The organism is Aeromonas sp. S11(2024), assembly GCF_041402345.1.
In the GTDB taxonomy this organism is placed as follows: Bacteria; Pseudomonadota; Gammaproteobacteria; order Enterobacterales; family Aeromonadaceae; genus Aeromonas; species Aeromonas veronii.
The window spans coordinates 59436-84589 of record NZ_JBGLRC010000005.1 but is presented as its reverse complement, the minus strand read 5'-3'; the positions used below and the strand labels follow the sequence as shown (position 1 = coordinate 84589).

22 protein-coding genes and 1 pseudogene are annotated in these 25154 nt (G+C 58.2%); 5 read left to right on the top strand and 18 right to left on the bottom strand.

Features of this window, described 5'->3' with window-relative positions:
* Window positions 1-157 precede the first annotated feature (157 nt).
* On the bottom strand, window positions 158-1015 hold the full coding sequence (locus ACB040_RS06415) for a MurR/RpiR family transcriptional regulator (RefSeq protein ID WP_005347620.1): 858 nt from the start codon (window positions 1013-1015) through the stop codon (window positions 158-160).
* A gap of 344 nt (window positions 1016-1359) precedes the next feature.
* Between ACB040_RS06415 and glk the strand changes: the two are divergent.
* Window positions 1360-2331: pseudogene (gene glk / locus ACB040_RS06410) on the top strand (glucokinase); the annotation flags it as partial.
* Window positions 2332-2537: 206 nt separating this feature from the next.
* Here glk and ACB040_RS06405 read toward each other — a convergent pair.
* Window positions 2538-3038 (bottom strand): SRPBCC domain-containing protein, encoded by a 501-nt coding sequence (locus ACB040_RS06405; RefSeq protein WP_139741077.1) that lies wholly within the window; start codon window positions 3036-3038, stop codon window positions 2538-2540.
* A 160-nt stretch (window positions 3039-3198) separates the two neighbouring features.
* Between ACB040_RS06405 and ACB040_RS06400 the strand changes: the two genes are divergently transcribed.
* Entirely contained in the window at window positions 3199-3618 is a 420-nt protein-coding gene (locus tag ACB040_RS06400; protein WP_338772188.1) for a GNAT family N-acetyltransferase, read from the top strand.
* On the opposite strand, the gene ACB040_RS06395 is transcribed toward ACB040_RS06400, so the two are convergent.
* From ACB040_RS06395 to ACB040_RS06375, 5 genes are all read right to left on the bottom strand, one after another.
* Entirely contained in the window at window positions 3608-4126 is a 519-nt protein-coding gene (locus tag ACB040_RS06395; protein ID WP_267528227.1) for a hypothetical protein, read from the bottom strand. The two genes, ACB040_RS06400 and ACB040_RS06395, sit on opposite strands and share 11 nt — an antisense overlap.
* A gap of 10 nt (window positions 4127-4136) precedes the next feature.
* Window positions 4137-4928: a winged helix-turn-helix domain-containing protein gene (locus tag ACB040_RS06390; protein ID WP_338772189.1), complete on the bottom strand. Its 792-nt coding sequence runs from the start codon at window positions 4926-4928 to the stop codon at window positions 4137-4139.
* A 376-nt stretch (window positions 4929-5304) separates the two neighbouring features.
* Entirely contained in the window at window positions 5305-6831 is a 1527-nt protein-coding gene (locus tag ACB040_RS06385) for a methyl-accepting chemotaxis protein (RefSeq protein WP_103422401.1), read from the bottom strand.
* Between the two features lie 64 nt (window positions 6832-6895).
* Window positions 6896-7627, bottom strand: a complete 732-nt coding sequence (locus ACB040_RS06380) for an ABC transporter substrate-binding protein (protein ID WP_005334783.1) — start codon at window positions 7625-7627, stop codon at window positions 6896-6898.
* 551 nt (window positions 7628-8178) lie between these two features.
* Window positions 8179-9417: a uracil-xanthine permease family protein gene (locus ACB040_RS06375; RefSeq protein WP_005334784.1), complete on the bottom strand. Its 1239-nt coding sequence runs from the start codon at window positions 9415-9417 to the stop codon at window positions 8179-8181.
* Between the two features lie 305 nt (window positions 9418-9722).
* Here ACB040_RS06375 and ACB040_RS06370 point away from each other — a divergent pair, with 305 nt between their 5' ends.
* The gene (locus ACB040_RS06370; RefSeq protein WP_371164848.1) at window positions 9723-11033 is read left to right on the top strand and encodes a hypothetical protein; all 1311 of its coding nucleotides are present in this window, start codon (window positions 9723-9725) and stop codon (window positions 11031-11033) included.
* Window positions 11030-11371 carry an RT0821/Lpp0805 family surface protein gene (locus ACB040_RS06365; RefSeq protein ID WP_040065365.1) on the top strand — a complete coding sequence of 114 codons (342 nt, stop codon included), beginning with the start codon at window positions 11030-11032 and terminating at the stop codon, window positions 11369-11371. The genes ACB040_RS06370 and ACB040_RS06365 overlap by 4 nt, the downstream gene beginning before the upstream one ends.
* 87 nt (window positions 11372-11458) lie before the next feature.
* On the opposite strand, the gene ACB040_RS06360 is transcribed toward ACB040_RS06365, so the two are convergent.
* Complete coding sequence (locus tag ACB040_RS06360; protein WP_075114855.1) at window positions 11459-13174, bottom strand: NAD-dependent malic enzyme; 1716 nt, start codon at window positions 13172-13174, stop codon at window positions 11459-11461.
* Window positions 13175-13448: 274 nt separating this feature from the next.
* On the opposite strand from ACB040_RS06360, the gene ACB040_RS06355 reads away from it, so the two are divergent.
* Complete coding sequence (locus tag ACB040_RS06355) at window positions 13449-14213, top strand: substrate-binding periplasmic protein (RefSeq protein ID WP_371153658.1); 765 nt, start codon at window positions 13449-13451, stop codon at window positions 14211-14213.
* Between the two features lie 87 nt (window positions 14214-14300).
* Here the strand turns inward: ACB040_RS06355 and ACB040_RS06350 are convergent, their stop codons facing one another.
* The 10 genes from ACB040_RS06350 to ACB040_RS06305 form a co-directional block, all read right to left on the bottom strand.
* Entirely contained in the window at window positions 14301-14711 is a 411-nt protein-coding gene (locus ACB040_RS06350; RefSeq protein WP_234920528.1) for a DNA breaking-rejoining protein, read from the bottom strand.
* A gap of 159 nt (window positions 14712-14870) precedes the next feature.
* Window positions 14871-15842 carry a formate dehydrogenase subunit gamma gene (locus ACB040_RS06345; RefSeq protein WP_005334792.1) on the bottom strand — a complete coding sequence of 324 codons (972 nt, stop codon included), beginning with the start codon at window positions 15840-15842 and terminating at the stop codon, window positions 14871-14873.
* A complete protein-coding gene (gene fdh3B, locus ACB040_RS06340) occupies window positions 15839-16465 on the bottom strand; it encodes a formate dehydrogenase FDH3 subunit beta (RefSeq protein WP_005334799.1) in 627 nt (208 codons plus the stop codon). The genes ACB040_RS06345 and fdh3B overlap by 4 nt, the downstream gene beginning before the upstream one ends.
* 4 nt (window positions 16466-16469) lie before the next feature.
* A complete protein-coding gene (locus tag ACB040_RS06335) occupies window positions 16470-19346 on the bottom strand; it encodes a formate dehydrogenase subunit alpha (protein WP_042082515.1) in 2877 nt (958 codons plus the stop codon).
* Window positions 19347-19369: 23 nt separating this feature from the next.
* A complete protein-coding gene (locus ACB040_RS06330; RefSeq protein WP_005347650.1) occupies window positions 19370-19573 on the bottom strand; it encodes a transcriptional initiation protein Tat in 204 nt (67 codons plus the stop codon).
* A 101-nt stretch (window positions 19574-19674) separates the two neighbouring features.
* Window positions 19675-20292 carry a molecular chaperone gene (locus ACB040_RS06325; RefSeq protein ID WP_076491393.1) on the bottom strand — a complete coding sequence of 206 codons (618 nt, stop codon included), beginning with the start codon at window positions 20290-20292 and terminating at the stop codon, window positions 19675-19677.
* A 10-nt stretch (window positions 20293-20302) separates the two neighbouring features.
* A complete protein-coding gene (locus ACB040_RS06320) occupies window positions 20303-22066 on the bottom strand; it encodes a 4Fe-4S dicluster domain-containing protein (RefSeq protein WP_371153654.1) in 1764 nt (587 codons plus the stop codon).
* 103 nt (window positions 22067-22169) lie between these two features.
* The gene (locus ACB040_RS06315; RefSeq protein ID WP_371153652.1) at window positions 22170-22769 is read right to left on the bottom strand and encodes a DUF3306 domain-containing protein; all 600 of its coding nucleotides are present in this window, start codon (window positions 22767-22769) and stop codon (window positions 22170-22172) included.
* A complete protein-coding gene (locus tag ACB040_RS06310; RefSeq protein ID WP_371153650.1) occupies window positions 22762-23328 on the bottom strand; it encodes a DUF3305 domain-containing protein in 567 nt (188 codons plus the stop codon). The genes ACB040_RS06315 and ACB040_RS06310 overlap by 8 nt, the downstream gene beginning before the upstream one ends.
* Before the next feature lie 400 nt (window positions 23329-23728).
* Window positions 23729-25009 (bottom strand): hypothetical protein, encoded by a 1281-nt coding sequence (locus tag ACB040_RS06305; RefSeq protein ID WP_371153648.1) that lies wholly within the window; start codon window positions 25007-25009, stop codon window positions 23729-23731.
* Window positions 25010-25154 lie beyond the last annotated feature (145 nt).

Here is a 25154-nt window from a genome sequence, read left to right as displayed (position 1 = left end):
CTCCAATATGAAGTTGATATGACTTGAGATTCTGCCCCATCAAGCCCATGGCTCGATGCACCCGTTTGCAAACCATCTGGGTGGTTTTTGTTATTAAATTACAATACTACACCAAGGCGGGTGGCATAGACAGTCGGGGGCCGGAGCCCCCGACGGTTCAGGAAGAGTGCGGGGTTTCGAAGCGGGATTCGCGCAATCCCTCTTTTACTTTCTTCAGATTTTCGCGAAATTTCATCCCCCGGCGCAGGGTAAAACCGGTCGCCAGCACATCCACCAGCGCCAGCTGGGCGATGCGGGATGCCATCGGCATATAGACATCGGTATCTTCCGGCACATCCATGGAGAGCACCAGATTGCACTCGCGGGCCAGCGGGGAGTCCTTGGCGGTCATGCCGATCACGGTGGCGTCGTTCTCGCGGGCCAGCGCGGCGATTTCGACCAGCGCCTTGGTGCGACCGGTGTGGGAGATCAGCACCACTACATCCCCTTCGCTGCTGTTGATGCAGCTCATGCGCATCATGACGATATCGTCAAAGCTCACTACCGGAATGTTGAAGCGAAAGAATTTGTTCTGGGCATCGCGGGCAACGGCGGAGGAGGCACCAAGGCCGAAGAAGCTGATCTTCTTGGACTGGGTCAGGATATCGACGCAGCGGTTGATGGCAGAGATATCCAGGCTGTTTTTGGCGGCATCCAGACAAGCCATGGTGGATTCGAAGATCTTGGCGGTGTAGGTATCGGGCCCATCTTCCGCTTCCACATGACGATTTACGTAAGGGGTGCCATTGGCCAGGCTCTGGGCCAGATGGAGTTTGAAATCAGGAAAGCCCTTGGTATCGAGACGGCGGCAAAAGCGGTTGACGGTCGGTTCACTGACATCGGCCATCTTGGCCAGAGCGGCGATGCTGGAGTGGATGGCGGTCTGGGGAGACGCCAGGATCACCTCGGCAACCTTGCGTTCTGATTTACTGAAACTTTCCAAGTTGTTCGTAATTTTATCAAGGGTATTCATCATCACCACCAGGCGTTTTTGTAATTTAGCTTCAGTGTCTTTGCACTCAATCTACGGCTAAGCAAGTTTCCATTCAAGCTAAGGACTATACAAGACAAGCGGTTATCGCAACTAACGCCTGCCATACAAAGTATGACTCATCTCTAATTATTTCGTACTTTTCGTTACAAAACGTCACCTAGCCATGAAAGCGCTTACAAATGTTGCAAAGCAACAACACTGTGAGCAGGCGCACGTTTGTATCGATCCGGCGGGTGAGCAAGCCTGAGCTCGGATAGAATGGGCCGTCATAATCCAACAATAATCTCGGGACACCAGAGTCGTCCCCATCCTGTAACGAAGGAGTTGTTATGCAGCATACCCATGCGCTGGTCGGCGATGTCGGCGGCACCAATGCGCGTCTGGCCCTGTGTGAGCTGGCCACCGGTACTATCTCTCAGGCAAAGACCTACTCAGGTCTGGCCCATCCCAGCCTTGAAGCCGTGGTACGCCTCTATCTGGAGGAACACAAGGTACAGGTGGCTGAAGCCTGCATCGCCATCGCCTGCCCCATCAACGGTGACTGGGTTGCCATGACCAACCACAGCTGGGAGTTCTCCATCAGCGAGATGCAGAGCAATCTAGGGCTGGCACGCCTGCAAGTGATCAACGACTTTACCGCCGTCTCGATGGCGGTGCCGGTATTGGCTGAATCGGATCGCATCCAGCTTGGCGGCGCCGCGCCGGTAGCGGGCAAGCCCATCGCCATCTATGGTGCGGGCACCGGCCTTGGGGTCGCCCATCTGGTCAAGGCGGGTGAGCAGTGGCTGAGCCTGCCGGGTGAAGGTGGTCATGTGGATTTTGCTGCCAACACCGAAGAGGAAGATGCGGTACTGCAAGTAATGCGAGGCGAATTGGGCCATGTCTCGGCAGAGCGTTTCCTCTCCGGCCCGGGTCTGGTCAATCTCTATCGCGGGCTGGTGAAATCCGATGGCCGTGAGCCAGAGCCGTTTGCCCCCAAAGACATTACCGAGCGCGCACTGGCCGGGGAGTGCCTCGATTGCCGTCGCACCCTGAGCCTGTTCTGCGTGCTGATGGGCCGCTTTGCCGGCAATCTGGCCCTCAATATGGGCACCTTTGGCGGCGTCTATATCGCAGGTGGCATAGTGCCGCGCTTCCAGGAGTTCTTTACCGGTTCCGGTTTCCGGGTCGCCTTTGAAGACAAGGGGCGCTTCAAGTCCTACCTCAAGGAGATCCCGGTGTTTCTGATCACCCATGAAGGGCCGGGGCTACTCGGTGCGGGCGCTTACTTGCGCCAGTCAATGGGGATCACTATCTGATTGAAGAGGGGAACGAGGCGGGATCATCCATGGTTCAGCCTCGATTCAGTGTGAATGGCATAAAGTAGCCGCACGTAACCAAGAGTGTTGTGCTTCACAAGGAGTGGAAAGCGACTCTCATCCGCTGGATACGTTTGTCACCTGACAAGCCTGAACTGTTTCAACCGGCCTTTTGGCCGGTTTTTTTTATGTCTGAATATCCGGGATTACTGGGCCAACGCCTTCAGCTGCGCCTTGTCGGGGGGATTGTTCCAGTCGATGGGACCGTGGGTAAAACGGTACTGCAACCGTGGCAGGCTGGTCTCCAGCCACTCTTCCCGAAAATAGGCATAACCCTGATCCCAATCCGGATCATTGGCCCAACCACTCTGCAGGAAGTAGAGGCGAGTACCCTGTCCTTCCGGCACAAAGCGCAGGCAAACCTGGGTCTTTTGCTGGCGGATATGGGGTAGGGTGGGCGGGAAATTCCAGCTGAAACTGAGCAAGTCATAGGGCATGACGGCCATGACCCGGCACCCTTCGCTGCCACGTTCACCCAGCGGGGCATCAGGCCTGAAGTAGATCTCGAAAGGACCATTCGGTTCGGCCACCATCAAACATTCGGGAGCCAGAAAACTGCGCAGACCGCTTTCGGTAGTCCAGGCGTGCCAGACATCGTCTATATGCGCCGGAACAAAAATGTTGCCTTCAATCAGTTTATTGTCCATAAATCAGCGATCCTCAAGCCATCCATACAAGGGACTCCGGCAGTATAGCCCCATGACAAATACAATGGACAGTGCTTAATCACACCCTTGTCATTTGCATCGATTAACCTGCCGCTGTGCAGCTGCCTCAATGAACATTGGCTTGATCCGGGAGGGCATCATGATCCGGCTCATGGAAGAACACGACATTCCCCAACTGGCCCGGCTGTTTTTAAAGAGTCGCCGCCACACCTTTCACTGGGTCGATCCCGCCCGTTTCCAACTCGAGGATTTCGAGAAACAGACCAAAGGTGAACAGGTGTGGGTAGCCGAACAGGGGGGCAATATCTGCGGCTTTATCGCCATCTGGCAGCCCGATCACTTCGTCCATCACCTCTATGTGTCAAGCGACTGGCACGGTCAGGGGATAGGGCGCGCCCTGCTGGAGCGGGGCCTTGCTGATTCGCCGCGCGGCTCGCTCAAGGTTGCAACCCGCAACACGGCGGCAGTAGCCTTCTACCATCGGCTGGGCTGGCAAAACAGTGATGAGACAGGCCACTGCGATATCACCGGCCCCTGGTGCAAGTTGCTTAGAAGCTAGCGGGACGCCCGGCACTTGTGCTTTGCGGCTGAACAGGCACCAGCGGTGCCGGGGGGAAGAACCAGCGGTAGAGATCGAACCAGCCATCTCGCTGGGCAATCACGACCTCGTGCACCGGATCGCGCTGGAAGATCGCCACCTTGTTTTCAGTCAGCGGCACCCAGGCATAGTTGACCAGCGCATATTGCGACTGGATCAGGTTGTACTCATTGAGATAGGAGTCATCGTTACCCGATTCGTGCAGTTGGGTACGACTGTCGATGAGGTAAACAAGCTGGTTGAAAAAGGTCAGTTGAAAACCGGTCACTCGCCACTTCTCCCTGGTCGCCTCCTCCTCTTCGATCACGGTGATTTTGCCCCAGCGGCACACCCCGTGATAGTTGACTCCATTGGCCGACATTTTCAGGTCGTAATGGCAGCCCAGACTGTTGATAAACATCCCGACTACAAACAGCAGCACGACAAGCAGTGGCAACAGCAGCAAGGTATTTTTCAGCGTTCGTTTCATCAGAGATCCCTTACAGCGTTTTTTCGAGCTCTTTATAGGAGAGCACGCGAACCTGGTGGCCGGAGACCAGCACCAGCGATGCCGGTTTGACTGGTGGCACGTCGCTCCGTGCCTCCATCTGGCAAACAACGCCGGTCGGCGAGTCGGTACAGTGCACATGGAGCCACTCGAAATGGAGATAGCTGGCGACAAACGCCACCAGCACAACCAGTAGCAGATTGACGTATATCAGGCCCCTTGCAAGCATTGGCCGCCCGATACCGCTGAGAAAGGCAAGTTTGGCGCGCTCACCAAAAGAACGGGGAGCTGCAGGCTCTTTGATGACCTCGTGGTCGGAGCTTGGTGATGTCGACGGTGGCTGCGCAGCCGCTGCAGGCGTGGGCTCGCTCATCGGCTCGGGCAAGGGCTCACTCTCTGCTGGCAGTGCCTTGCCGTAATAGCTCTTCATCTTGCAGTTAAGATGCAGGGAGTACCCTTTTTTCGGGGTACTTCTGATATCCAGCGTCTGGGGGGATGAGGCGAAGTGGCGGCGAATATTGGCGATGGCCACGTTCAGGGAGTTGGGGCTGATGGGGCGACCCAACCAGCCGATATCGAGCAACAGATCCTTGTCGCACACCTCGTCATGGTGATCGAGCAGATAGCTGAAAATGAGGCTCTCTGCCGATGACAAACGCACCACCCGGGCGCTTTGCAAGTTGTCCTTGTCGGCACAGAAGATCAGCTCTCGCCTTTTGACATCAAAGACATAATCACCGAAGTGATAGGCTGATATGTTATTGCCTGGCGCAACCCCCGTCATACCAACCACCTGTTATTTGCATTCATCATGAAGAAGATGGGATTCCACACCTGATAAAGCCAGATGGCGGCTCAGGACTCGCTGTAATTAAACGAAATTCTAAAGGGTCGAGATCAGCGGCACAATAGATGCAGGCAGGCATGAGCGGGGAAAATGAAAATATGCGTCCAGCGCTGTCGGACTGCATATCGGGCAAAGCATGATGCTGCGAGTTTCGCGTATCACGATCACGCCAATCTCAGCTGAACAGTGACATGGGCATGACGAAAAGCGCTGCAGGACAAGGCCCCTTGCCCCTCACTACATCTCGCCGCGCCTCAAAATAATGGGAACCGGCCTGCCCCGCAGGATGATCCAACGGGGCGAAGTGAACTGACTAGACCCGAAACTGCTTGAGCAGGGTGTCGAGTTGGGCCGACAGCTGCCGCAGATCGCTGCTGGCCTCGGCAACCTTTGCCACTCTGGCCGCACTCTCGCTGTTGAGGGTCGCAATCCGGTTGACGCTGTGGCTGACCGCCTCCGCCACCGAGTGTTGTTCTTCCGATGCCTGGGCTATATACATGTTCATCTCGCGGATCAGGCTGACCTGATTTTTAATTTTCTCTACCGATATCTGCACATCTGCCGCCTCGATGCCGGCGCGGGATGCCTTCTCCTGACTCTGTTGCATGCCGGCCCCGACATTCTGGGTCGCTTGCTGCAACCGCTTGATACTGGCGCTGATCTCCTCCGTCGACTGGCGAGTACGGCCCGACAAGGTGCGCACCTCATCCGCCACCACCGCAAAACCGCGCCCCTGATCACCCGCCCGCGCCGCCTCGATGGCCGCGTTGAGGGCAAGCAAATTGGTCTGCTCGGCAATGCCGTTGATCACTTCGATGATGGTGCCAATGCTGCTGCTTTCGGTCGAAAGGGTGCGCATCAGAGTGGCGACTCGCTCCACCTCCCCCACCAGTTGATGGATGGCCTCATTGGCATGGCCCGCCAGATTGTAACCCTGCTCCACATAGAGGTTGGCCTCATCGGTAGCGCCAGAGGTTTTCACCGCGTTACCAGCCACTTCCTGCACTGCCTGACTCATTTCGGTAATGGCGGTAGCGACCTGATCCAGCTCGGATTGCTGGGCGTCACTGCCTACCCGGGTATCTGCCGAGAGGGAGTCACAGAGTTCAGCGGTTTGCAACACACCGGCAGAGAGCTCGTTGATCTCCGCCACCATCTCCTGCAACTTGGCAATAAAGTGGTTGATGTTGGTGGCCAGCGCGCCCATCTCATCCTGACGGCTGATCTTCAGACGCCGGGTCAGATCCCCCTCTCCTTTGGCCAGATCAAACACCGCCTGATTCATCTGATGAAGTGGTCTCAGCACATTGCGATGAATCAGCACCATCAGCAACGCGATGATGCAGAGATCGAGCACCAGGATCTGCCAGACGGTGGTGATCAACTGCTGGCGCAGTTGGGCCTGAATGGCGGCATCACTGGTTTGCACCAGCAATCGGGCCACTGTGTTTTTCTGACCGCTGTCGTCATAGACCAGATCATACCCTCCGTAGGCAGACACATCGGCAGGCATGGCTGTCACGGGGGCAATGTCCCCCGCCGAGTCACGGGCAAACCCGGCTACCAGCTTGTCCTTGTTGACCACCAGCAAAGCACTCAGGATATCGGCCGCCAGCTCGGACTTGAGCGATGCCTCGATGAAAGCGGATTCATAATTCCACAGCGGGCCGGGCAGGGAGAGCTGCAGCCGGCCGATGGCCTGTTCGACCAGCGCACTCTGTTTGCTGTAGCTCTCCGCCCTGACCGCGTTGTAGTTGTAAGCGCCAAACAACACCAGTAGCAGACTCACCGACAGGGAGGTCAACACGGCAATCCTGAACGTCAGACTTTTCCAATCCATGGTTTCCTCCCGGTTTTACGGCAGCCGGCGCAGTGCCATTAAGCGGCACTTGCTATTGGTACTGTTACTGGTACTTGGCATTGATCTTGTCGATGGTGCCATCCGCCTTCATGGCAGCGAGGATCTCGTTGAGCTTGGTGATGAGCTCATCGGGCGTGTCCTTGTTAAACGCCAAGCTCATCTGGGTTTCCTTGAACACGAAGACCGGCTTGGGTGAGGCCACCTTCTCCTTGCTGGCCAGATAGGGGGCCAGATACTGGCCGGTAGCCCAGAGATCGATGCGGCCCGCCTCCAGTTTCTTCACGTTGGCGGTGTCGTTGGCCGCCAGCTGCAACTTGGCAAATCCCTGGGCTTTGAGATACTCGGCGGCCGCATCGCCGTTATAGCCACCCACCGAATACTGCTTGGCATCTTCCAGCGACTTGACCGTGATATTGGCGGTCGAACTGGAGAAAAACACCCAGTTGTTATTGACCAGCGGCCCTACCCACTTGAACAGTGCTTCCCGCTCCGGAGTGCGGGTCGTGGAGTAGAGGGCGGTATTGGGAGTACCGAGGGTATCTTCGTACGCCCGTTTCCAGGGCATCAGGGTCAGCTTGTATTCGACCCCGGCACGCTTGAACAGTTCTTCGACCACCTCGGTCGACAGCCCGACAATCTTGCCCCCCTCCCCCTGCATGTTGAATGGCGGGTAATCCTCGGTCATCACGTTCAGTGGCGCAGCCTGAACAGCGCTTATCGCCATCATGGAAGAGACTGAAAAAATTGCACTTTTCCACAGCAGTTGATAGTTCATTGCAACCTCGCTTTGCTTGCCATTCATCCCTGAACATCCGCCGTTACCGATGGCGGTGCACGTCTGACCCGCTGGGGTCATGCCGGCTTTCACGGCTCGCCGCCCACCCATGTGCAGCAGCAAACAGATCCGGATTTTGCCTGTGCGCAACGAAACGCAACCGGCGAGGGAGGCTCACAACAAATCGAGGTGGAAAAATGCCAAGGCAGCATAAGGGGAGTGCGGAGTGGGGCGGATAAGCCTCTGCCATAGAACAGCGCCGTGGCAAAGAAAAAGCGCATCGTTTTATGACAGGGGTCTGGGAGAGAAATGATAGAAAACGCCAACATCCATTTTCCCATACTGCTCGAGGAGACCTCAGAGCCAAACCTGCCCTTTAGCTAAGGTCACGAAAAGAGATACGTCAAATGAGAATGCTAACCCCCTCATCTGCTTCCAAATTAGATTCCAGATGAGCTCCGCCGAGCCACAAAGTGGCGCGAGATACCCGAAAAACAGAAGGCCACCGCGAGGTGGCCTTCTCCAAATCAACGATGAACGTCTGGTGGAACTCAGTCCTTGGCCGCGTCCATCACACCCTCTTCGGAGTGCGCAGGCAGGATCAGGTTGAGCAGGATGGCGGCAACAGAGGCCAGGCCAACGCCGGCCAGCGCGAAGTCGCCAATCTTCATCTCCAGCGCACCGACACCGACGGTCAGAGTCACGGCGACGATGGCGATATTGCGTGACAGTCCCAGATCCACCTTGGATTCCACCAGCGTCTTGAGACCGATGGCAGCGATGGATCCGAACAGCAGCAGCATGATACCGCCCATCACCGGCATCGGGATGGAGGTGAGCAGCGCATTGAACTTGCCGAAGAAGGCCAGAATGATGGCAAACACGGCTGCCCAGGTCATGGTGACCGGATTGAAGTTGCGAGTGATCATCACGGCACCGGTCACTTCGGCGTAGGTGGTCACGGGTGGGCCACCGATGAAACCGGCGAAGCAGACGCCGATGCCGTCACCGGCCAGCGTACGGTGCAAACCCGGATCCTTGGTGTAATCCTTGCCAGTTACGCCACCAATCGCCAACACGCCACCGATATGCTCGATACAGGGGGCGATGGCTACCGGCAACATGAACAACGCAGCAGCCCAGTTGATCTCCGGGGTTTCGAAGTGGGGCAGCGCCAGCCAGGGGGCGTTCACCATGCCATCGAAACTCACCTGGCCCATGAACACCGCCGAGACATAACCGGCAATCACGCCGCACAGGATGGGGATCAGCTTGATCCACCCCTTGCAGAACACAGCTGCAATCAGGGTGACCGCCAGCGAGATACCGGCCAGCGTCAGCGCAGTCCCCGCAGGTACCACCTGCTCACTACCGGCACGGCCCATCGCCATGTTGCAGGCAACCTGCGCCACAGAAAGACCGATGACCATGATCACCGGGCCAATCACCACCGGGGGCAGCAATTTGTGCACAAAACCCATCCCTTTTGCCCGGATCAGCGCAGCCAGAATGAAATACATGAAACCGGCGGCAAACAGGCCAAACATGGTGGATGGCAATCCCCAGGTCTGGGTGGCGTAGATGATGGGGGCGATGAAGGCAAAGCTGGAACCGAGGAAAATCGGGACCTGGCGGCGGGTGCAGAGCTGGAACAACAGGGTGCCCACACCGGCGCCAAGCAGGGCCATGGAGGGGTTCAATCCGGTGAGCAGGGGCACCAGAACCATGGCACCGAAGGCGACAAACAGGATTTGCAGCCCGGCGACACTTTGCTTGACTAAGGAAAACATGGATGTCCTTAATTTTTTGATAACTGATGGGGATATTTATCACTTTTCAGTCATCACAAGACTTTTTCAAGGCACAAAATGAACACAAATGCGTCACTTGTTACCTTTTACTGCTTGGGAAGGGCATGAAACTGGCTTTTTAGGCGGGATTCGTTGCTACAAGCATCGAGTATGCGATTTTACGCATTATTGTGACGAACGCCAATCGTTTTTCCATCATGTTTATTGTGTTCATGGTCAAAAATGCCGCCACCAAGGGGCGCTCTATAATGGATCCTGTGAATCAAGATGGACAAGGAGTCCCCATGTCACAGCCCCCATTCAAGGCCAGCCAGCGCAGATTGCTGATCGGCTCGGCCATCGCTCTCGCCCTGTTTGCAAACCCGTTCAGTTATGATTTCGCCCACAATGAGTGGCAAATGAATCAGGCCTATGCCAAGTCCTGCTTTATCGCTGGCACTCGCATCACGATGGCCGATGGCTCCACCCGCCCCATAGAGACGCTCCGGGTCGGTGAACGGGTGCTGGATCAGCACGGCGGCAGTAACCGGATCCTGGTGATCGAACGGGTCATACTGGGCAAGCGCAGACTCTACGGGATCAATGATCTGCCCCCGTTCTTTACCGCAGAGCACCCTCTGCTGACCACTCGGGGCTGGGCAGCCATCTCACCGGCCATGACACGAACCGAAAACCCGCAACTGGCGGTGCTGCCGCTATTTACCGGCATGCAGATAATGTGTCGCCCGGCACCTGTCATGGTGACGGGCAATCTGGCCCTGCAACCCCAGCCGGAATTACTGCTGGTTGAGTCACTCTGCTGGATCGAGGCGCCTCCCACTACCGCACTCTTCAATCTGCTGCTCGATGGCAGCCACAGCTACATCGCCAATGAGCTGATCGTTCACAACAAAGATGGCGATGGTGGCAGTGGGGGCAGCAGCAGTGGTGGTGGCAACAGCGGCGGTGGAGGCAGCAACAGCGGCGGCAGCGACAACGGCGGAGGCAGCAACAGCGATGGGGGCAGCGACAGCGATGGGGGCAGCGATGACAGTGGCGGCCAAGGCGAGCATGCTGGCGGAGAGCAGCATGCTGGTGGAGAAAAACATGCAGGGGGAGAACGCCATGGGGGTGGCCGCGGGTTTGGCAATGGCGTTGATGACAACGGCGTGGATGCCGTCGATGCCAATGGCAACAAGCTCAGAGGCGATGGCACAGTCGATGACAACGGCGTGGATGCCGTCGATGCCAATGGCAACAAGCTCAGAGGCGATGGCACGGTCGATGACAACGGCGTGGATGCCGTCGATGCCAATGGCAACAAGCTCAGAGGCGATGGTACAGTCGATGACAACGGCGTAGATGCCGTCGATGCCAATGGCAACAAGCTCAGAGGCGATGGTACAGTCGATGACAACGGCGTAGATGCCGTCGATGCCAATGGCAACAAGCTCAGGGGCGATGGCACGGTCGATGACAACGGTGTGGATGCTGTCGATGCCAACGGCAACAAACTAAGAGGTGATGGCACGGTCGATGATCGCCAGCAAGTGCTTACCGATGAGCAGGAGCGGGCGCTGCTCAACAACGGTTTTCGCCAACAGGGGCAACCATAATGCGATATCTGCTAACACTCCTCCTACTCGGCCTCGCTGGCTGCGCCACGGTCGACACTCCGCCGCTTTACCATCAGATGGATAAGGCAGATGTTCAACTGGCCAATCAGGCCCTTGCCAAGGCGCTGGAAACCCGCACCAAAGGGCAGAGCCTCACCTGGTTCAATCCAGCCAACCGTCACTCGGGTAGCGTCACCCCGCTACGCACCTTCCGCCATACCAGCGGGGAGTGGTGCCGCGACTATCGCGAGCAACTCTATATCGGCAAGGCGAGCCAGCAGTGGCAGGATACCGCCTGTCGCAATCAGCAAGGGCGCTGGCGGCCATTGCGAACTTAGTGAATGCCACGGGGTAAACGAAAGGGGGTAGCAGTGCTACCCCCTTGTCATCTTTACCGACCCGTTATCCGAGCGGTGAATATGCGGTTATACCCGACGATAGGGCAGGTAAACCGGCTCCCACATGTGGTTGAGGATATGCTGCTGTAGATCCTGACCGATCAGCGGGTGGGAGGGATCCCGGCGCACGATATCCTTGAGCACGGCGGTCGCCACATGCACCGAGATGCTGCGCAGCTCGCGAATGCGGGGATAGACGGCCCCTTTCGCCAGGTCCACCTCACTCACGCACTCGGCCAGCGCAAAGGCGGCTGTAGTGAAGACATCGGGTGTGATCTCGCGGAGCTGGCTGACGATGGCCGCCAGACCTACACCGGGGAAGATAAAGACGTTATTGCCCTGCCCGACTCGGAACTCCTGCCCCTCGTAGCTCACATCCTTGAACGGGCTGCCAGTCGCGACAATGGCTTTGCCCTTGCTCCAGCGGTAGATATCTTCCGGCAGTGCTTCACAGTTGGCGGTCGGGTTGGAGAGCGGGAACACCATGGGGCGCTCGCAATGCTGCAGCATCAGCTGGATGTGTTCTTCCTGGAAGGCACCGCCCGAGCCACTGGTACCCAGCAGCACGGTAATGGGCACATGACGCAGCACATCGGCCAGATTAGCCTTGCCGGGCACCTCGGTGTCCCAACCGGCCAGCAGCAGCCCCGGTTTGGCGTAGCGACGCTTGTACTCATCAAGCCCGTCCCGGTTGTCGCACACCAGCCCCTGGGTATCCAGAATGTAGATGCGATCGCGGGCCGCCTGCGGATCCATCCCCTCGCGGATCATCCCCGCGCAGATCTGATCCGCGACACCAACCCCGCCGGCGCCAGCGCCATACACCAGATAGTTCTGCTGGCCCAGGGTCTCCCCCTTGACCTTGACCGCGCCTATGATACCGGCCAGCACCACGGCACCGGTGCCCTGAATATCATCGTTGAATGACGGCAGTGCCTGCTGGTAGCGGGCCAGATTGTTGAAGGCGTTGGATTTGCTGAAGTCTTCCCACTGCAGCACCGCATTGGGGAAGTGGCGCTTGACCCCCTGCACGAACTTGTCGATGAACTCTTCATACTCCTTGCCGCGAATACGCTTGTGGGGGCGGCCCAGATACATGGGGTCATCGAGCAGTTTCTGATTGTCGGTGCCCACATCCAGCGCGATGGGCATGCAGCAGGCGGGGTGAATACCGGCACCCAGGGTATAGAGCGCCAGCTTGCCGATGGGGATGCCCATGCCGCCAACACCCTGGTCGCCGATCCCCAGAATGCCCTGGCTGTCGGTGACGACTATGATGCGGATCGATTTGGCATCGAAGTGACGGGCCTGACTGCCCATGTCATCCACGTTGTCCGGGGTGATGTAGAGGCCGCGCGGCTTCTGGAAGCGGTGGCTGAACTCCTGACACGCCTTGCCCACGGTCGGGGTATAGATATAGGGAGTCATCTCCTCCACATGGCGTGACAACAGGGCATAAAACAGGGTTTCGTTGCGATCCTGCAGAGCACGCAGGTTCTGGTACTTCTCGATATCGCTGCAAGCGCTCTTGAACCCCTCATACACTCGCTCGAGCTGGGCTTCAAAAGTTTGCACCTGAGGCGGCAGCAAACCATCGAGATCAAAATCGGCCCGCTCCTGTTCGGTAAAGGCTGTGCCCTTGTTGAGGTATCGATTGTTAAGCAGATCAGTGCCGGTCAGTGCAACGGGGCGAAAATCCTGTCCCTGTGCATCTTTCCACAGCAGATATTGTCCGGTAGCCATAGTCATTCTCTTTGATTTACGTGAAATTGCCGTTCGGCAGGAGAGCAAGACTCATAATGAAATCAATCATATGACGTTTACTCGATCGGTTTTGTGAGCTTGGGCATACCCTGCGGCCAAAATAGGCGCCCGGCGACCCCGGCGAGACAAATATCCACGGCAAGGAATGAGACTCATGTTAGCATTGCGGGCAACCCAGCCCCTTTCACCGCATCACAGCCGGGAGTGATCTGATGCCCTCACCTCTGCCAGCCTGTGCCCCCTTCTTTCAGCCATGCGCCTGATCCCGCTGCTTGCTCTGTGGTTGTTTCTGACCTGCCAGTCGGCTCTCGCCGCACCGGGCCGGATACTCAACATCATCGTGGGTGAATGGCCCCCTTTCGTCTCCGAGCAGTCAAAACAGCACGGGCCAGTGGCCCACCTCATCAGCGATCTGTTCAAGGAGGCGGGCTATGAGGTGAAGTTCCACTTCGCCCCCTGGGGTCGGGTCTATTCGCTGGCGGCCAACAGCCAACTCTACGATGCCACCGCCGTCTGGATGCACAAAACGGAGCGGGAGCAGGATTTTCTGTTCAGCGAAGCGGTGCTGCAGGAGCAGTTTGTCTTCTTCTCCCTCAAATCACGGCAGCTGCAAGCCGAGCGCCTTGAGCAGATCATCGGCATGCGGTTGGGGGGCGATATCGCCTATAGCTACGGGCCCGAGCTGGACAAGATGGTGGCCGATGGCAAGGTAACCCAACAGAAAGTCACCGACGTGAAGCAGAATTTCGGCAAGCTGCTGCGTGGGCGGATCGACCTCTATCCACAAGAGCTGCGAGTCGGTCTGGCCGAGTTGCAGAGCCAGCTCGACCCCGCCAGCGCGGCACTCATCACCCACAGTCAGACCCCTTTTCTGCGCAACGACAGCTTCGTGATGTTCCCGCGCAAGATGCCGGATTCAGCCAAACTGCGGGATCAGTTCAATCAGCAGTTGCAGCAGGCCATCGCCAGCGGACGTTATCAGCGCTACTTCGAACGGCTGGCCCGGGGGGGCTATTAACCTTGGCGAGGCAAAAACAGAGGGGATAAAACAACGGTGGCGGCCCTTTGTGGCCGCCACCTCTGTGATGCTTGTCAGCGGCTGGCATTAGCCGCTGATGCCCACCTCCAGCTTGAACGGCGTCTTGGCCTTGCTGCTCTCGGCCGCCCCCATCTGGTAGACCCGAATGGTATAAGTGCCCTTGGCGGGCAGGGTTGCCTCAAAGTTGTTCCCTTCCGTAGAGCCGATAAACATCGCCTCCCCCTTGCTGCCCGGCGGCAGAATATTGAAGTAGGGCTTGCCGGTCAGGATCACCACCATGCTCTGGCCCTTGTTGGCCGTCAGCTTGTAATCGAGGGTCTGGCTACCCTGAATGGTGCCGTTGATGGTTGCCCCTGACTCCCCTTTTTTGAACTGTACCTGCTGGGTCTTGATCCCGTCAGCCGCCTGCGCCACGCCCGCAATACCACCGAAGAGCGCAGATGCACATACCGCTGCCAGCCATGTTTTTCTCATCATTTGTCATCCCTTGTGTGAATGGAACCCCTGTTACTGTTGCTCAAGGTGGCCCAAAAAACCATCGCCGTTCGCGGCATCGCTCAATCAATTTGCCATCACGATCGACCCGCCATCAAAAGGGGCGCCGCAGCGCCCCTTCTCTTTACTCTTTGTCGACCATCAGCTTGATTTGCCCGCCTTGGGCTCATCGAGGGTGTGCTTCACCTCTTCATACCAGAGGTCGTGGTGCTCCTTGGCCCAGGTCTCGTCCACCTCGCCGGTCACCATCCCCTCCAGCGCCCCTTCCAGCTGGAACAGGCCCATGTAGATATGGAAGATAAAGCCGCAGATAAGGATCAAGGCGCCGACGATATGGATAAAGCTGGCCCACTCCATCTGGCGGCGCAGCTGGCCGAAGATGGGGAAGTCGAGGAACAACCCGGTCGCCACCACAATGCCGCCAAACCAGATCAGCAACCAGAAGATCGCCTTCTCGCCACCGTTGGAGAAGCCCGCCGAGGGGTGACTTCCCTTGTGCTTGCCGAGCATGCCGCCAAACTTCATGAACCACTGCACATCCACCATGTTGACGATGTTGTGGCGGAACCACTTGATGAGCACCCCCATCAGGCAGAGGAAGAAGAGCGGCCCCACGTAGTTGTGGAACACCTTGGCAAACCAGATCCAGTTCTCCCACACCCCGAGGCTCACCACCGGCTTGATGAAGTACTTGCCGTAGATGATGGCCAGCCCCGACCCGGACAGGGTCAGAAACATGGCCGCCGTGGTCCAGTGCAGCGCCCGATCCAGCCTGCTCCAGCGCTTGAGCTTGCGCCCGGTGCGCGGTTTGGAGAGCTTGGTCTGCCCCACCACCAGGTACATCAGGCCACACATGGCGAGCGATCCGAAGATGGCGATGGCACCGAGCGGCGACACCCACTTGGTCTTCACCTCAAACCAGAGCTGGCCCGGCACCGAGATAAGTACCCCGTGCTCCGGCGAGCGGGAGGTGGTCACCCCCTCCTGCCCATCCTTCACCGCCCGCCAGTAATCGGCGCCGGCAAAGCCGACCGCCTCTTTCTCGGCATCGGCGAAACTTGCGGTACTCACCAGCAGCAGGGCAGCAAACAGGGCCATTAGCCAGGTTTTCATGCCGCCCCTCCCTGCTTGTTCAGCTTGCTGGCATCGTGAAACAGCTCATCGCCATTACCCCAAGCCGCATCCTTGGCACCGCGATAGGCAACCCGCTCGCGGAAGATATCGGAGATCACCTGCGCATCCCCTGCCAGCAGTGCCTTGGTGGAGCAGAGCTCGGCACACATCGGCAGCTTGCCCTCGGCGATGCGGTTGGCACCGTACTTCTGACGCTCAGCCTCGCTGTGATCCTCTTCCGGGCCGCCGGCACAGAAGGTGCACTTGTCCATCTTGCCCCGATCGCCGAAGGCGGCGGTCTTCGGGAACTGGGGCGCCCCGAACGGGCAGGCAAACAGGCAGTAGCCGCAACCGATACAGAGATCCTTGTTGTGCAGCACGATGCCGTCGTCGGTGTGATAGAAGCAGTCGGCCGGGCAGACCGCCATGCAGGGGGCGTCGGTGCAGTGCATGCAGGCGACCGAGATGGAGGTCTCCCCCGGCAGGCCGTCGTTGAGGGTCACCACCCGACGGCGCTGGATGCCCCACTCGAGGGCATCGTCGTTCTCGTTCTTGCACGCCGTCACACAGCCGTTGCACTCGATGCAGCGCTTGGTGTCACACATGAATTTCATTCTGGCCATGGGATCAGGCTCCTACTTTGCGAAAACGGCACAGGGTGACCTTGGTCTCCTGCATCTGGGTGACCGGGTCATAACCATAGGTGGTGACTATGTTGACCGACTCCCCCAGCACATAGGGGTCAGACCCTTCCGGATATTTGGATCGCAGATCCTTGCCCTCGAAGTGGCCGCCGAAGTGGAACGGCATAAAGGCGAGCCCCGGCTTGACCCGCGGGGTCACCAACGCCTTCACCTTGACCCGGCCCCCTTCCGGCCCCTCGACCCACACATCCTGACCGTCGCGCACGCCGACGTCGTTGGCATCCGCCGGGTTCATCTCGACGAACATCTCCTGCTGCAACTCGGCCAGCCAAGGGTTGGAGCGGGTCTCATCACCGCCCCCTTCGTACTCCACCAGACGGCCGGAGGTGAGGATGATGGGGAACTCCTTGCTGACATCCTTCTCCTGCACCGAGGCGTACTGGGTCGGCAGGCGCCACAGGCTTTTCGAATCAGGCCAGGTGGCGTAGTCGGCCAGCAGATCCCGGCGCGGGGTGTAGAGCGGCTCGCGGTGCTTGGGCACCTGATCCGGGAAGGTCCACACCACGCAGCGCGCCTTGGCGTTGCCATACGGCACAAAGCCGTGCTTGATGGCGACCCGCTGGATGCCGCCGGAGAGATCGGTCTTCCAGTTCTTGCCCTCGGCCTCTTTCTTCTCGGCCTCGGTCAGCTCATCCCACCAGCCGAGCTGCTTCATCAGGTCGGCAGTGATCTCGGGATAACCGTCTTCCACCTCGCTCCCTTTCGGCCAGGAGTCTTCGGCGAGCAGCGAGACGCCCTGATACTCGATGCCGAAGCGGGCGCGGAAACCGCCACCCCCTTCCGACACCGGAATACTGGTGTCGTAGAGGATATGGCTGCCGGGGTGCTTCATCTCAGGGGTGCCCCAGCAGGGCCAGGGCAGACCGTACACTTCGCCACTGACCGGGCCGCCCTCGGCCTTGAGGTTGGTCTTGTGGAAGGTGTGCCAGTTCTGCTGGTGCGCCTTGAGCCGCTCCGGGCTCTGGCCGGTGTAGCCCACACTCCACATGCCGCGGTTATATTCGCGGGTGATGTCTTCCAACAGTGGCTGGTTGTTCTCTACCTTGATGTGCTTGAACAACTGGTCGGCAAAGCCGAGCTTCTTGCTCAGCAGATACATGATCTCGTGGTCGACCTTGGATTCGAACAGGGGTTCTATCACCTTGTCGCGCCACTGCATGGAGCGGTTGGTGGCGGTCACGGAACCATAGGTCTCGAACTGGGTGGTGGCCGGCAGCAGGTAGACGCCGTCGGTGCGATCGTTCATCACCGAGGCGACGGTGGGGTACGGGTCGACAATCACCATCATGTCGAGCTTTTGCATCGCCTTCTTCATCTCGGGGCCGCGAGTCTGGGAGTTGACCGCATGGCCCCAGTAGAACATGGCGCGGATGTTGGAGCCCTGCTCGATCAGATCGGCGTTCTCCAGCACCCCGTCCACCCAGCGGGAGACCGGAATGCCGTTGTTGTTCATCGGCAGCTTGCCGTTGTAGGCCTTGTTGTCAAAGCGCGCCTTGATCCACTCGTAATCCACATCCCACACCCGGGCCCAGTGCTTCCAGGAGCCCTCTTCCAGCCCGTAGTAACCGGGCAAGGAATCGGAGGTGACGCCAAAGTCGGTGGCACCTTGCACGTTGTCGTGACCACGGAAGATGTTGGTGCCCGCCCCGCTCTTGCCCACGTTACCGAGGGCCAGTTCGAGGATGCAGTAAGCGCGGGTGTTGTTATTGCCGGTGGTGTGCTGGGTCCCCCCCATGCACCAGACCACGCAGCCGGGACGGTTATCGGCCAGCAGCTTGGCGGCGCCATAGACCTGCTGTTCGTTGAGGCCGGTCACCCGCTCAACTTCCGCCGGAGTCCAGCGCGCCACCTCTTTTTGCACCTCGTCCATGCCGTAGACGCGGGTGCGGATGAACTCCTTGTCTTCCCAGCCGTTCTTGAAGATGTGCCAGAGCATGCCCCAGATAAAGGCGACGTCGGTGCCCGGACGCAATGAGAGGTACATGTCTGCCTTGGCAGCGGTGCGGGTGCGGCGCGGGTCAACCACCAGGATCTTGCAGCCGTTGCGCTCTTTCGCCAGCAGGATGTGCTGCATGGCGACCGGGTGGGCCTCCGCGGGGTTGGAGCCGATAAACATGATCGACTTGCTGTTGTGCATGTCGTTCAGGCTGTTGGTCATGGCGCCGTAGCCCCAGGTGTTGGCTACACCTGCGACCGTGGTGGAGTGGCAGATCCGCGCCTGATGATCCACGTTGTTGGTGCCCCACAGGGACGCCATCTTGCGAAACAGGTAGGCCTGCTCGTTGGAGTGCTTGGCCGAGCCGAGCCAGTAGACGCTGTCGGGGCCGGACTCCTTGCGCAGGCGTAGCACCTCGTTGCCCACCTCTTCGATGGCCTGATCCCAGCTGATGCGCTGCCACTTGCCGCCCACCAGCTTCATCGGGTACTTGAGGCGACGCTCACCGTGGCCGTGCTCGCGCAGGGCCGCCCCCTTGGCGCAGTGACCGCCAAGGTTGAAGGGGTGATCAAACGCTGGCTCCTGACCGGTCCAGACGCCGTTTTGTACCTCGGCATAGACGCCGCAGCCCACCGAGCAGTGGGAGCAGATGGTGCGCTTCACCTCGACCGGCACCTCGGCCGCCACGGTTTTGGCCTCGGCCCGCTGCATCATGGCTGGCGCCAGCCAACCGGCGGCCACTGCGCCACCGGCCACCAGACCGGAATTGACCATAAAGGCGCGACGGGTCAGCCCCTGACCGCGAATGGCCTCATTGCCCTGCTCGCCCGCCTGGGGCTGCTCGGCACGTTTTGTCAGTTTCATGAGTTCTCCTTCACTGATCCGGCTCAGTCGGTGCCGCGCAGGGTGCGATAAAAGTCGTGAACATGGGGGGTCTCCCGATAGCCCTGATCAGGCTTGGTATCGTGGGTCAGCGCCTCTTTGCTCACCACCCGACCGGCAGCACCGGCCAGTACGCCTATGGTGGCGACCACGCCAACTCCCTTGATCAGATTGCGGCGGGACGGGTCTTTCAGCTGTTCATCGCTCATTCTTGTGACCTCTGTTTTTGTAATGTCCGGCGCCTGCGCGCCAGCTTCGCGTCCAATGGGATATCTCGTCTGTTCGTTTTGTTGTGAGTGGATAGAGGCATTCAGCCCGGCACCACGCAGGCGCCAAACGGCAGGCGCAATTCGTTTTCCAGCTTGAAGAAATCTTCGGCAAGGGCCCCGACCGCCCGGTAGAAGCTGCCCCCCTTCGCCTGTTGCTGATCGCGGCAGCAGGCAAGTACCCAGGGGGCAAGGTGGCGCTCATAGAAGCGGTTGCGCTCCGGGTGTTGCTCGCCAATCAGTACCGCCATCACCTCACAGAGGGCGGCCAGATGATCTTCCGGCTCGCACACTCCGCTCTGGCGCTCGAAACCGAGGGACTGCAGATCTGCGCGCAGTACCGCCAGCGGCAGCTCCATCAAAGAGCCGGTGAGATACCAGGAGGCAAACGGCACAATCTCCCCGCGCCCCAGCCCGATAAAGAGATCCTGATACTCCTCGGCAAGCTCGTTTTCGTGGTGGCTACTGGCTGCCAGCTGCACCAGCCCGAGCCCTCTGGCAAAGGGGCCCGGCATAGCCTGCAACCCTTGCAGCCAGGCGAGCTGTTCACCACGGGGAGCGGCGCGCCAGAGACTCGCCAGCAGGGCGTAGAGATCGGCGCTGCTCTGTTCCAGTTCGGTCATGGTCAGTTCGCCAGCCTTTTCGTTATGTTGTTCACTCATCACTGGCCCCTCATACCTTGAGCTGGGAGACGGGATCCGCCGCCAGCGCCGCAAACACATCCTTGACCCGACAGTCCTCGCACATCAGCAGCCGCTGGGCGGCCTCGTTCTGGAAGTGGGAGTGACCGGCCAGTTTTTGCTGGATGCGGCGGATCATCGAGGCGGGCGCGAACGGCTTGGAGCAGCGAATGCAGCAGGCCGCCTCTTCGGCTTTGAGGCTCTGCACGGCGCGGCGCGCCTCGGGCACGGGTTGCAGGCGGGGCATCAGTACGATGGCCTGCTCGGGGCACGCCTTTTCGCACATGCCGCACTGGATGCAATCCTGCTCGATAAAGTTGAGGCCGGGCGTGTGCCCAACCGCATGCAGGGCGCGGCTCGGGCAAACCGCCACGCAGCCCATGCAGAGGGTGCAGTCAGATTCTTTCAGCTCCACACTGCCGTATGGGGCGCCGTGAGGCACCGCCAGCGGCTCGCGGCTCCCCTCATTGGCCTGCCAGAGGGCATCGAAGGCGGCAAACAGGTTCTCCCGTTTGTCCCCTTTCAGCGGCCTCTCCAGCAGGGTAATGGCTGGCTCGCAGGAGATCGGCTTATCTTGTTCGGCATCCGGGTTAAACAGGGCGATGCGATCGGCAGCAAGACCCGCGCCCGCCAACAGCACGGCGGCGCTGGCCAGTTCCCGCTCAACCAATGCCCGCACGCTTTCGGGGGCATCGTCACCCAGCACAATGCGCACCGCGCTGGCGCCATAGGCAAGGGCGGCGAACCAGCTCTCGATGCCTAAACTCGCGCTCTCCTCCACCCAGACTGGCAGCCAGTTGGCAGGCTGGCGGGTGAGTTCCGTTTCCACCCATTCGCGCTCGTTTTCACCGGCGATCAGCAGTTGGGGCGCTTCGCCACCCGCCTCCCGGTAGTGCTTGAGCAATCGGAACAGGTAGTCGCCGCTGGTGTTGGCGTCGGGCTGGTGATAGGCGATGGCGCCGGTTGGGCAGGCAGAGGCGCAGCTGCCAAAGCCCTGACAGAGATGGGGATCGATCTGGATGCGACCATTGATGGGCTTGAGGGCATCGGTCGGGCAAACATCGAGGCAGCGGCTGCAACCGGGTACGCCGCGGGCGGTAAAGGCGCACGCCTCGGGGTCGAGGCGAAAATAGCGTGGCTTGTCGAAGATACCGGTCAGCGCACAGAGCTCGGCGAGCCGTTCGGCCAGCCCTTGGTCATCGGCCAGATGCAGATAGCCGACCGGTGGGCGCTCCAGCGCAAACAGCGGAGCGCGGCCCAGATCGGCCACCAGATCAAAGCGTGGCTGTTCACTGACAGCAGCCGCTTGTTGTGGAAAGCCTTGTTGTGGGAAGCAAAGCCCAGCCAGATTAACCCGCTCGCCCTGCCCATTGAGGCCGGTGAGCTGGAACTGCCCCAGATACCCTGTCAGGCCCGGTTCGCGCAGGGTCAGGGCCGCGAGGGATGCGGTGGCATCAAAAATGGCTTCGAGATCTGCTGCCTCGGCGTCATGGACCGCTTCGGTCACCAGCAGAGTGGGCTTCACCCCGGCGGGCAGCAGGCTGGCAGCGCGGCGAATGCGATCTTCCGGGCCGACCAGCAGCAGGCGCCCCTGACTCTGGTAAGAGACAGTGGCCGGGATCAGGTTGTCGGTCTTGACCGTGTGCTGCAGGGCATAGGCGCGAGCGCGCGCGTTATGCTCGGCTGCCCCCGCCTCGCGGGCTAGATTTGGGGCCAGATTTGGGCTCAGATTTGGCAATGTTTGTTCAGTGCTCACATACACTCCTGCGCGCGCCACCTCATGGGATGGGCGCTTGTTGGTAAGCCGAGAGAGCAAGAGGCGAGCCAACTCCCCCGGAAAAAAAGTGACTGACAGGGAGTCAGGATCCTGAGGGTTCCATTTCCCCACCTTTGGTTGGGACATTTTGTCCACCAGAGGAAACCAAAATGTCCCGATCATCGGTGTGGGTTTGAGAATGATTATCAGCCAGCGCGGGCGGCTCGGCGGCAGGTTCGCTGGCAAGCGCCACCGGTTCAGCGGATCCGCTGGCCGGATTGACCGATTCGCTCTCCGGGGCGGTTACCTGATCCACCAGCCAGTTGCGCAGCCCGGCAGTCAGGGCTGCGGGCAGCAATTCGGGCTGGCTGAAATCCTGGGTGTAGTCGTCGAGCCCATCCGGTTTATGGCTGCGAAACATGGCCCGCAGCGCCTCCCTGTCGGGGAGTTTGGCCTTGCCCGGCTGGGCCGTTTTCAGCGGCGGTTCGCCACTCTCGGCCCCTTCAACGGCAAGGGGGTCACTGCTCCCCTTGTCAGTGCTGACTACGGGGCTATCCATCGCAGCATCTGGTGTTTCACCTTCGCCACTGCCTTCGATAGGGGCGGCAAATGCCTCGGGGATAACCTCTTCCCGTGGCTGCAATGCCTGATGCTTGCGCGCCTCACTCTTGCGAGACGACCAGCGTTTGAGGAACTCACTCATGGGCGCGATTTCCGCTGTCACTGCCACGCTCGCGGCCATCGGGGCCGGTGGCTTTCACGGCGCCACAGCTGGCTTGATCTACCGTATCGACACCCAGCTGATCCTGCGCCCGTCCCTTGCCCTTTTTGCCCTTGCGGCGGGCCTCCAGCAGCTCGCCGTGGCGGCCGATAAAGGCCTCTACCCAGGCTTGCAGCGCCTCGGGCAGCGGGCAGGAGAGCACCTGCCGCTCGCCATCCATATAGGCAGCTGCCACGGTCTGGCTCAGGGTCAGACCATCGGCCACAAAGCCATTGTCCACGCAGCTTCCGGTGACACTTCCGGTAACAAAAAGGCGGGGCGAGCCGGAGCTCAAATTGAAGCGATAATCCCCCCGCTCATCGCGAAACAGGGTAAGGGGCAAGGCACCGGCTGCCTCGGGCTCGGCGGGGTGGAGCGCCGCAATCTCGAAACGGCGGCTCTGCCAGCGGCCAACCTGGCTGTCGATGGCCTTTAACTCCAGTTGCAGCCAGCGCTGCGGGGGCAAGGTATTGGTTGTCTCTTGCACTGTCACGGCTCCCATCAGAAGGTCTCTGCCGGGCCACCCTCCCCCTTTAACCACCCCGTTCGGGGCGGATCAGAGCAGGAGATTTATGGCGGCCACGGCCATCAATGGGATAAGACTTAGCAAGAGTGGGGCCAAGGCCGGTTTGGTGGTTGATGGGGGCTTTGCTGCGGGTTGGCCTGTCATGCGGAGTATGGGTTGGCGCGGGCGTAGGTTGGTGCAGAGCGCAGCGAAGCCCAACATGCGGCGTAAAACCAATCAGCCTGTGTATCTGATCGAGGGAATGGCAATAATCGAATAACGCTGAATTATCCGATTATTGCCTTAATAAGGCTGTTCGCGGTAAACGTTGGGCTTCACTTCGTTCAGCACCAACCTACAATTTTATCCAACATACGTTATATCGGATGGCCAATATTTATGCAGCGTTACTCTCATCCTTGGGCTGACTTCGTCCGGGTTTATCAACCATTGATTGCGCTAACGAAAAAACCTTATCTCGAAACTCAGGTATATTTTTTAATGCTTCTCTAAAGCCACTTGATTCAGCAAGCTCATGCCATGGAGTGCCATGTGATGTACCTTCAACAAGTCGTAATGGAGCCTCTTCAACCCTTGTTAAGGCAGACTCAAATAAGCGAGCCTCTAGTTTTTGATCAATTCTTGAAGCTTCTTTTCGATAACCCTCATAAGCTTTTGCGACAGAAGCTTTAAAGCCATAATCCTCTGCAAGCTTAAATCTCTGACCTATTTGTTTTGTTGACAACCAAGCAAACCAGAGTGGTGCCCCAAGGCTAACCACAGCCAGCATAAAATGCATCGATACCATACCCCATTTGGGGTCTGGAGTAGATAATGAACTTGTGAGAATTTCAATACGCTGAGCACCTACATACCATGCTGCGCCTAATGAACATAGCAGACCAAAAACCCATACCCACATTGACTTGGCTAGTTGTTTAGCTCGCTGGTCAAACGCCCCAGCCAGTCCTTTGCTGGTTGTAATGCGATATGCATCCTCACAATTACTTACTAGCTGGTCAGATGTTAATTTATTTTCTGTGATTAAATTTAAAAGTCCTTCAACCTCTTCTTTGGCCATAGAAACTTTTGAAGATGTCTTCAAAACATCTTGTCCTATGGACTCAACCTTTTTTCTCGCAGCTTTCAAGTCTTCCAGGTCTGATGGTAATGACTCTGCTGCTTCCGTTGCTTCGTTAATTAATTTAATTTGTTTATATAGCCTATCTTGGTCGACATCAATTTGCTGAATTTTGGCTTGCAACCCTTTTAAACGACGCGATATGGCTGGTGGCATTGAATTTGGATCGTTGGATACAACCCATGATATATAAGGTTCAACAACACTGGATATCCAATTTAAAGTGTCGATATAGGCAGGAATTGCTTGATGTCCATTGCCATTATAAAAATATGGCAATGTATAAGATTTTAATCTCTCAAGTTTCTCAGGAATGCCATCGATTATTTGGAGGAATTTCTCATCATCAGTTTCTAACTTTACACGTCTAATTTTATCGGCAAGAGATATGGGTAAATAAGCTAATTCCTTTCTATCTAAGACCGGATGATGCCACCCAAAAGCCTCATTGAGTGTTCGATTATCGCTCCATCCATTCTGCACAGCCTCACCGAGGCTATCCAACGCATTACATAAGTTCTCAATTTCTTCGTTCATACTTAATCCAGATTATTAGCGTCGAGAGGCAAAAAAACTACAACAGCATATCCATTTAAATGCTAATTTTCACACCTAAAAATTAGTTTTTCATAAGTCTAACCATCTGTGTTTTCAAAGAAAAGCATGGCTACTTATTTCTTTG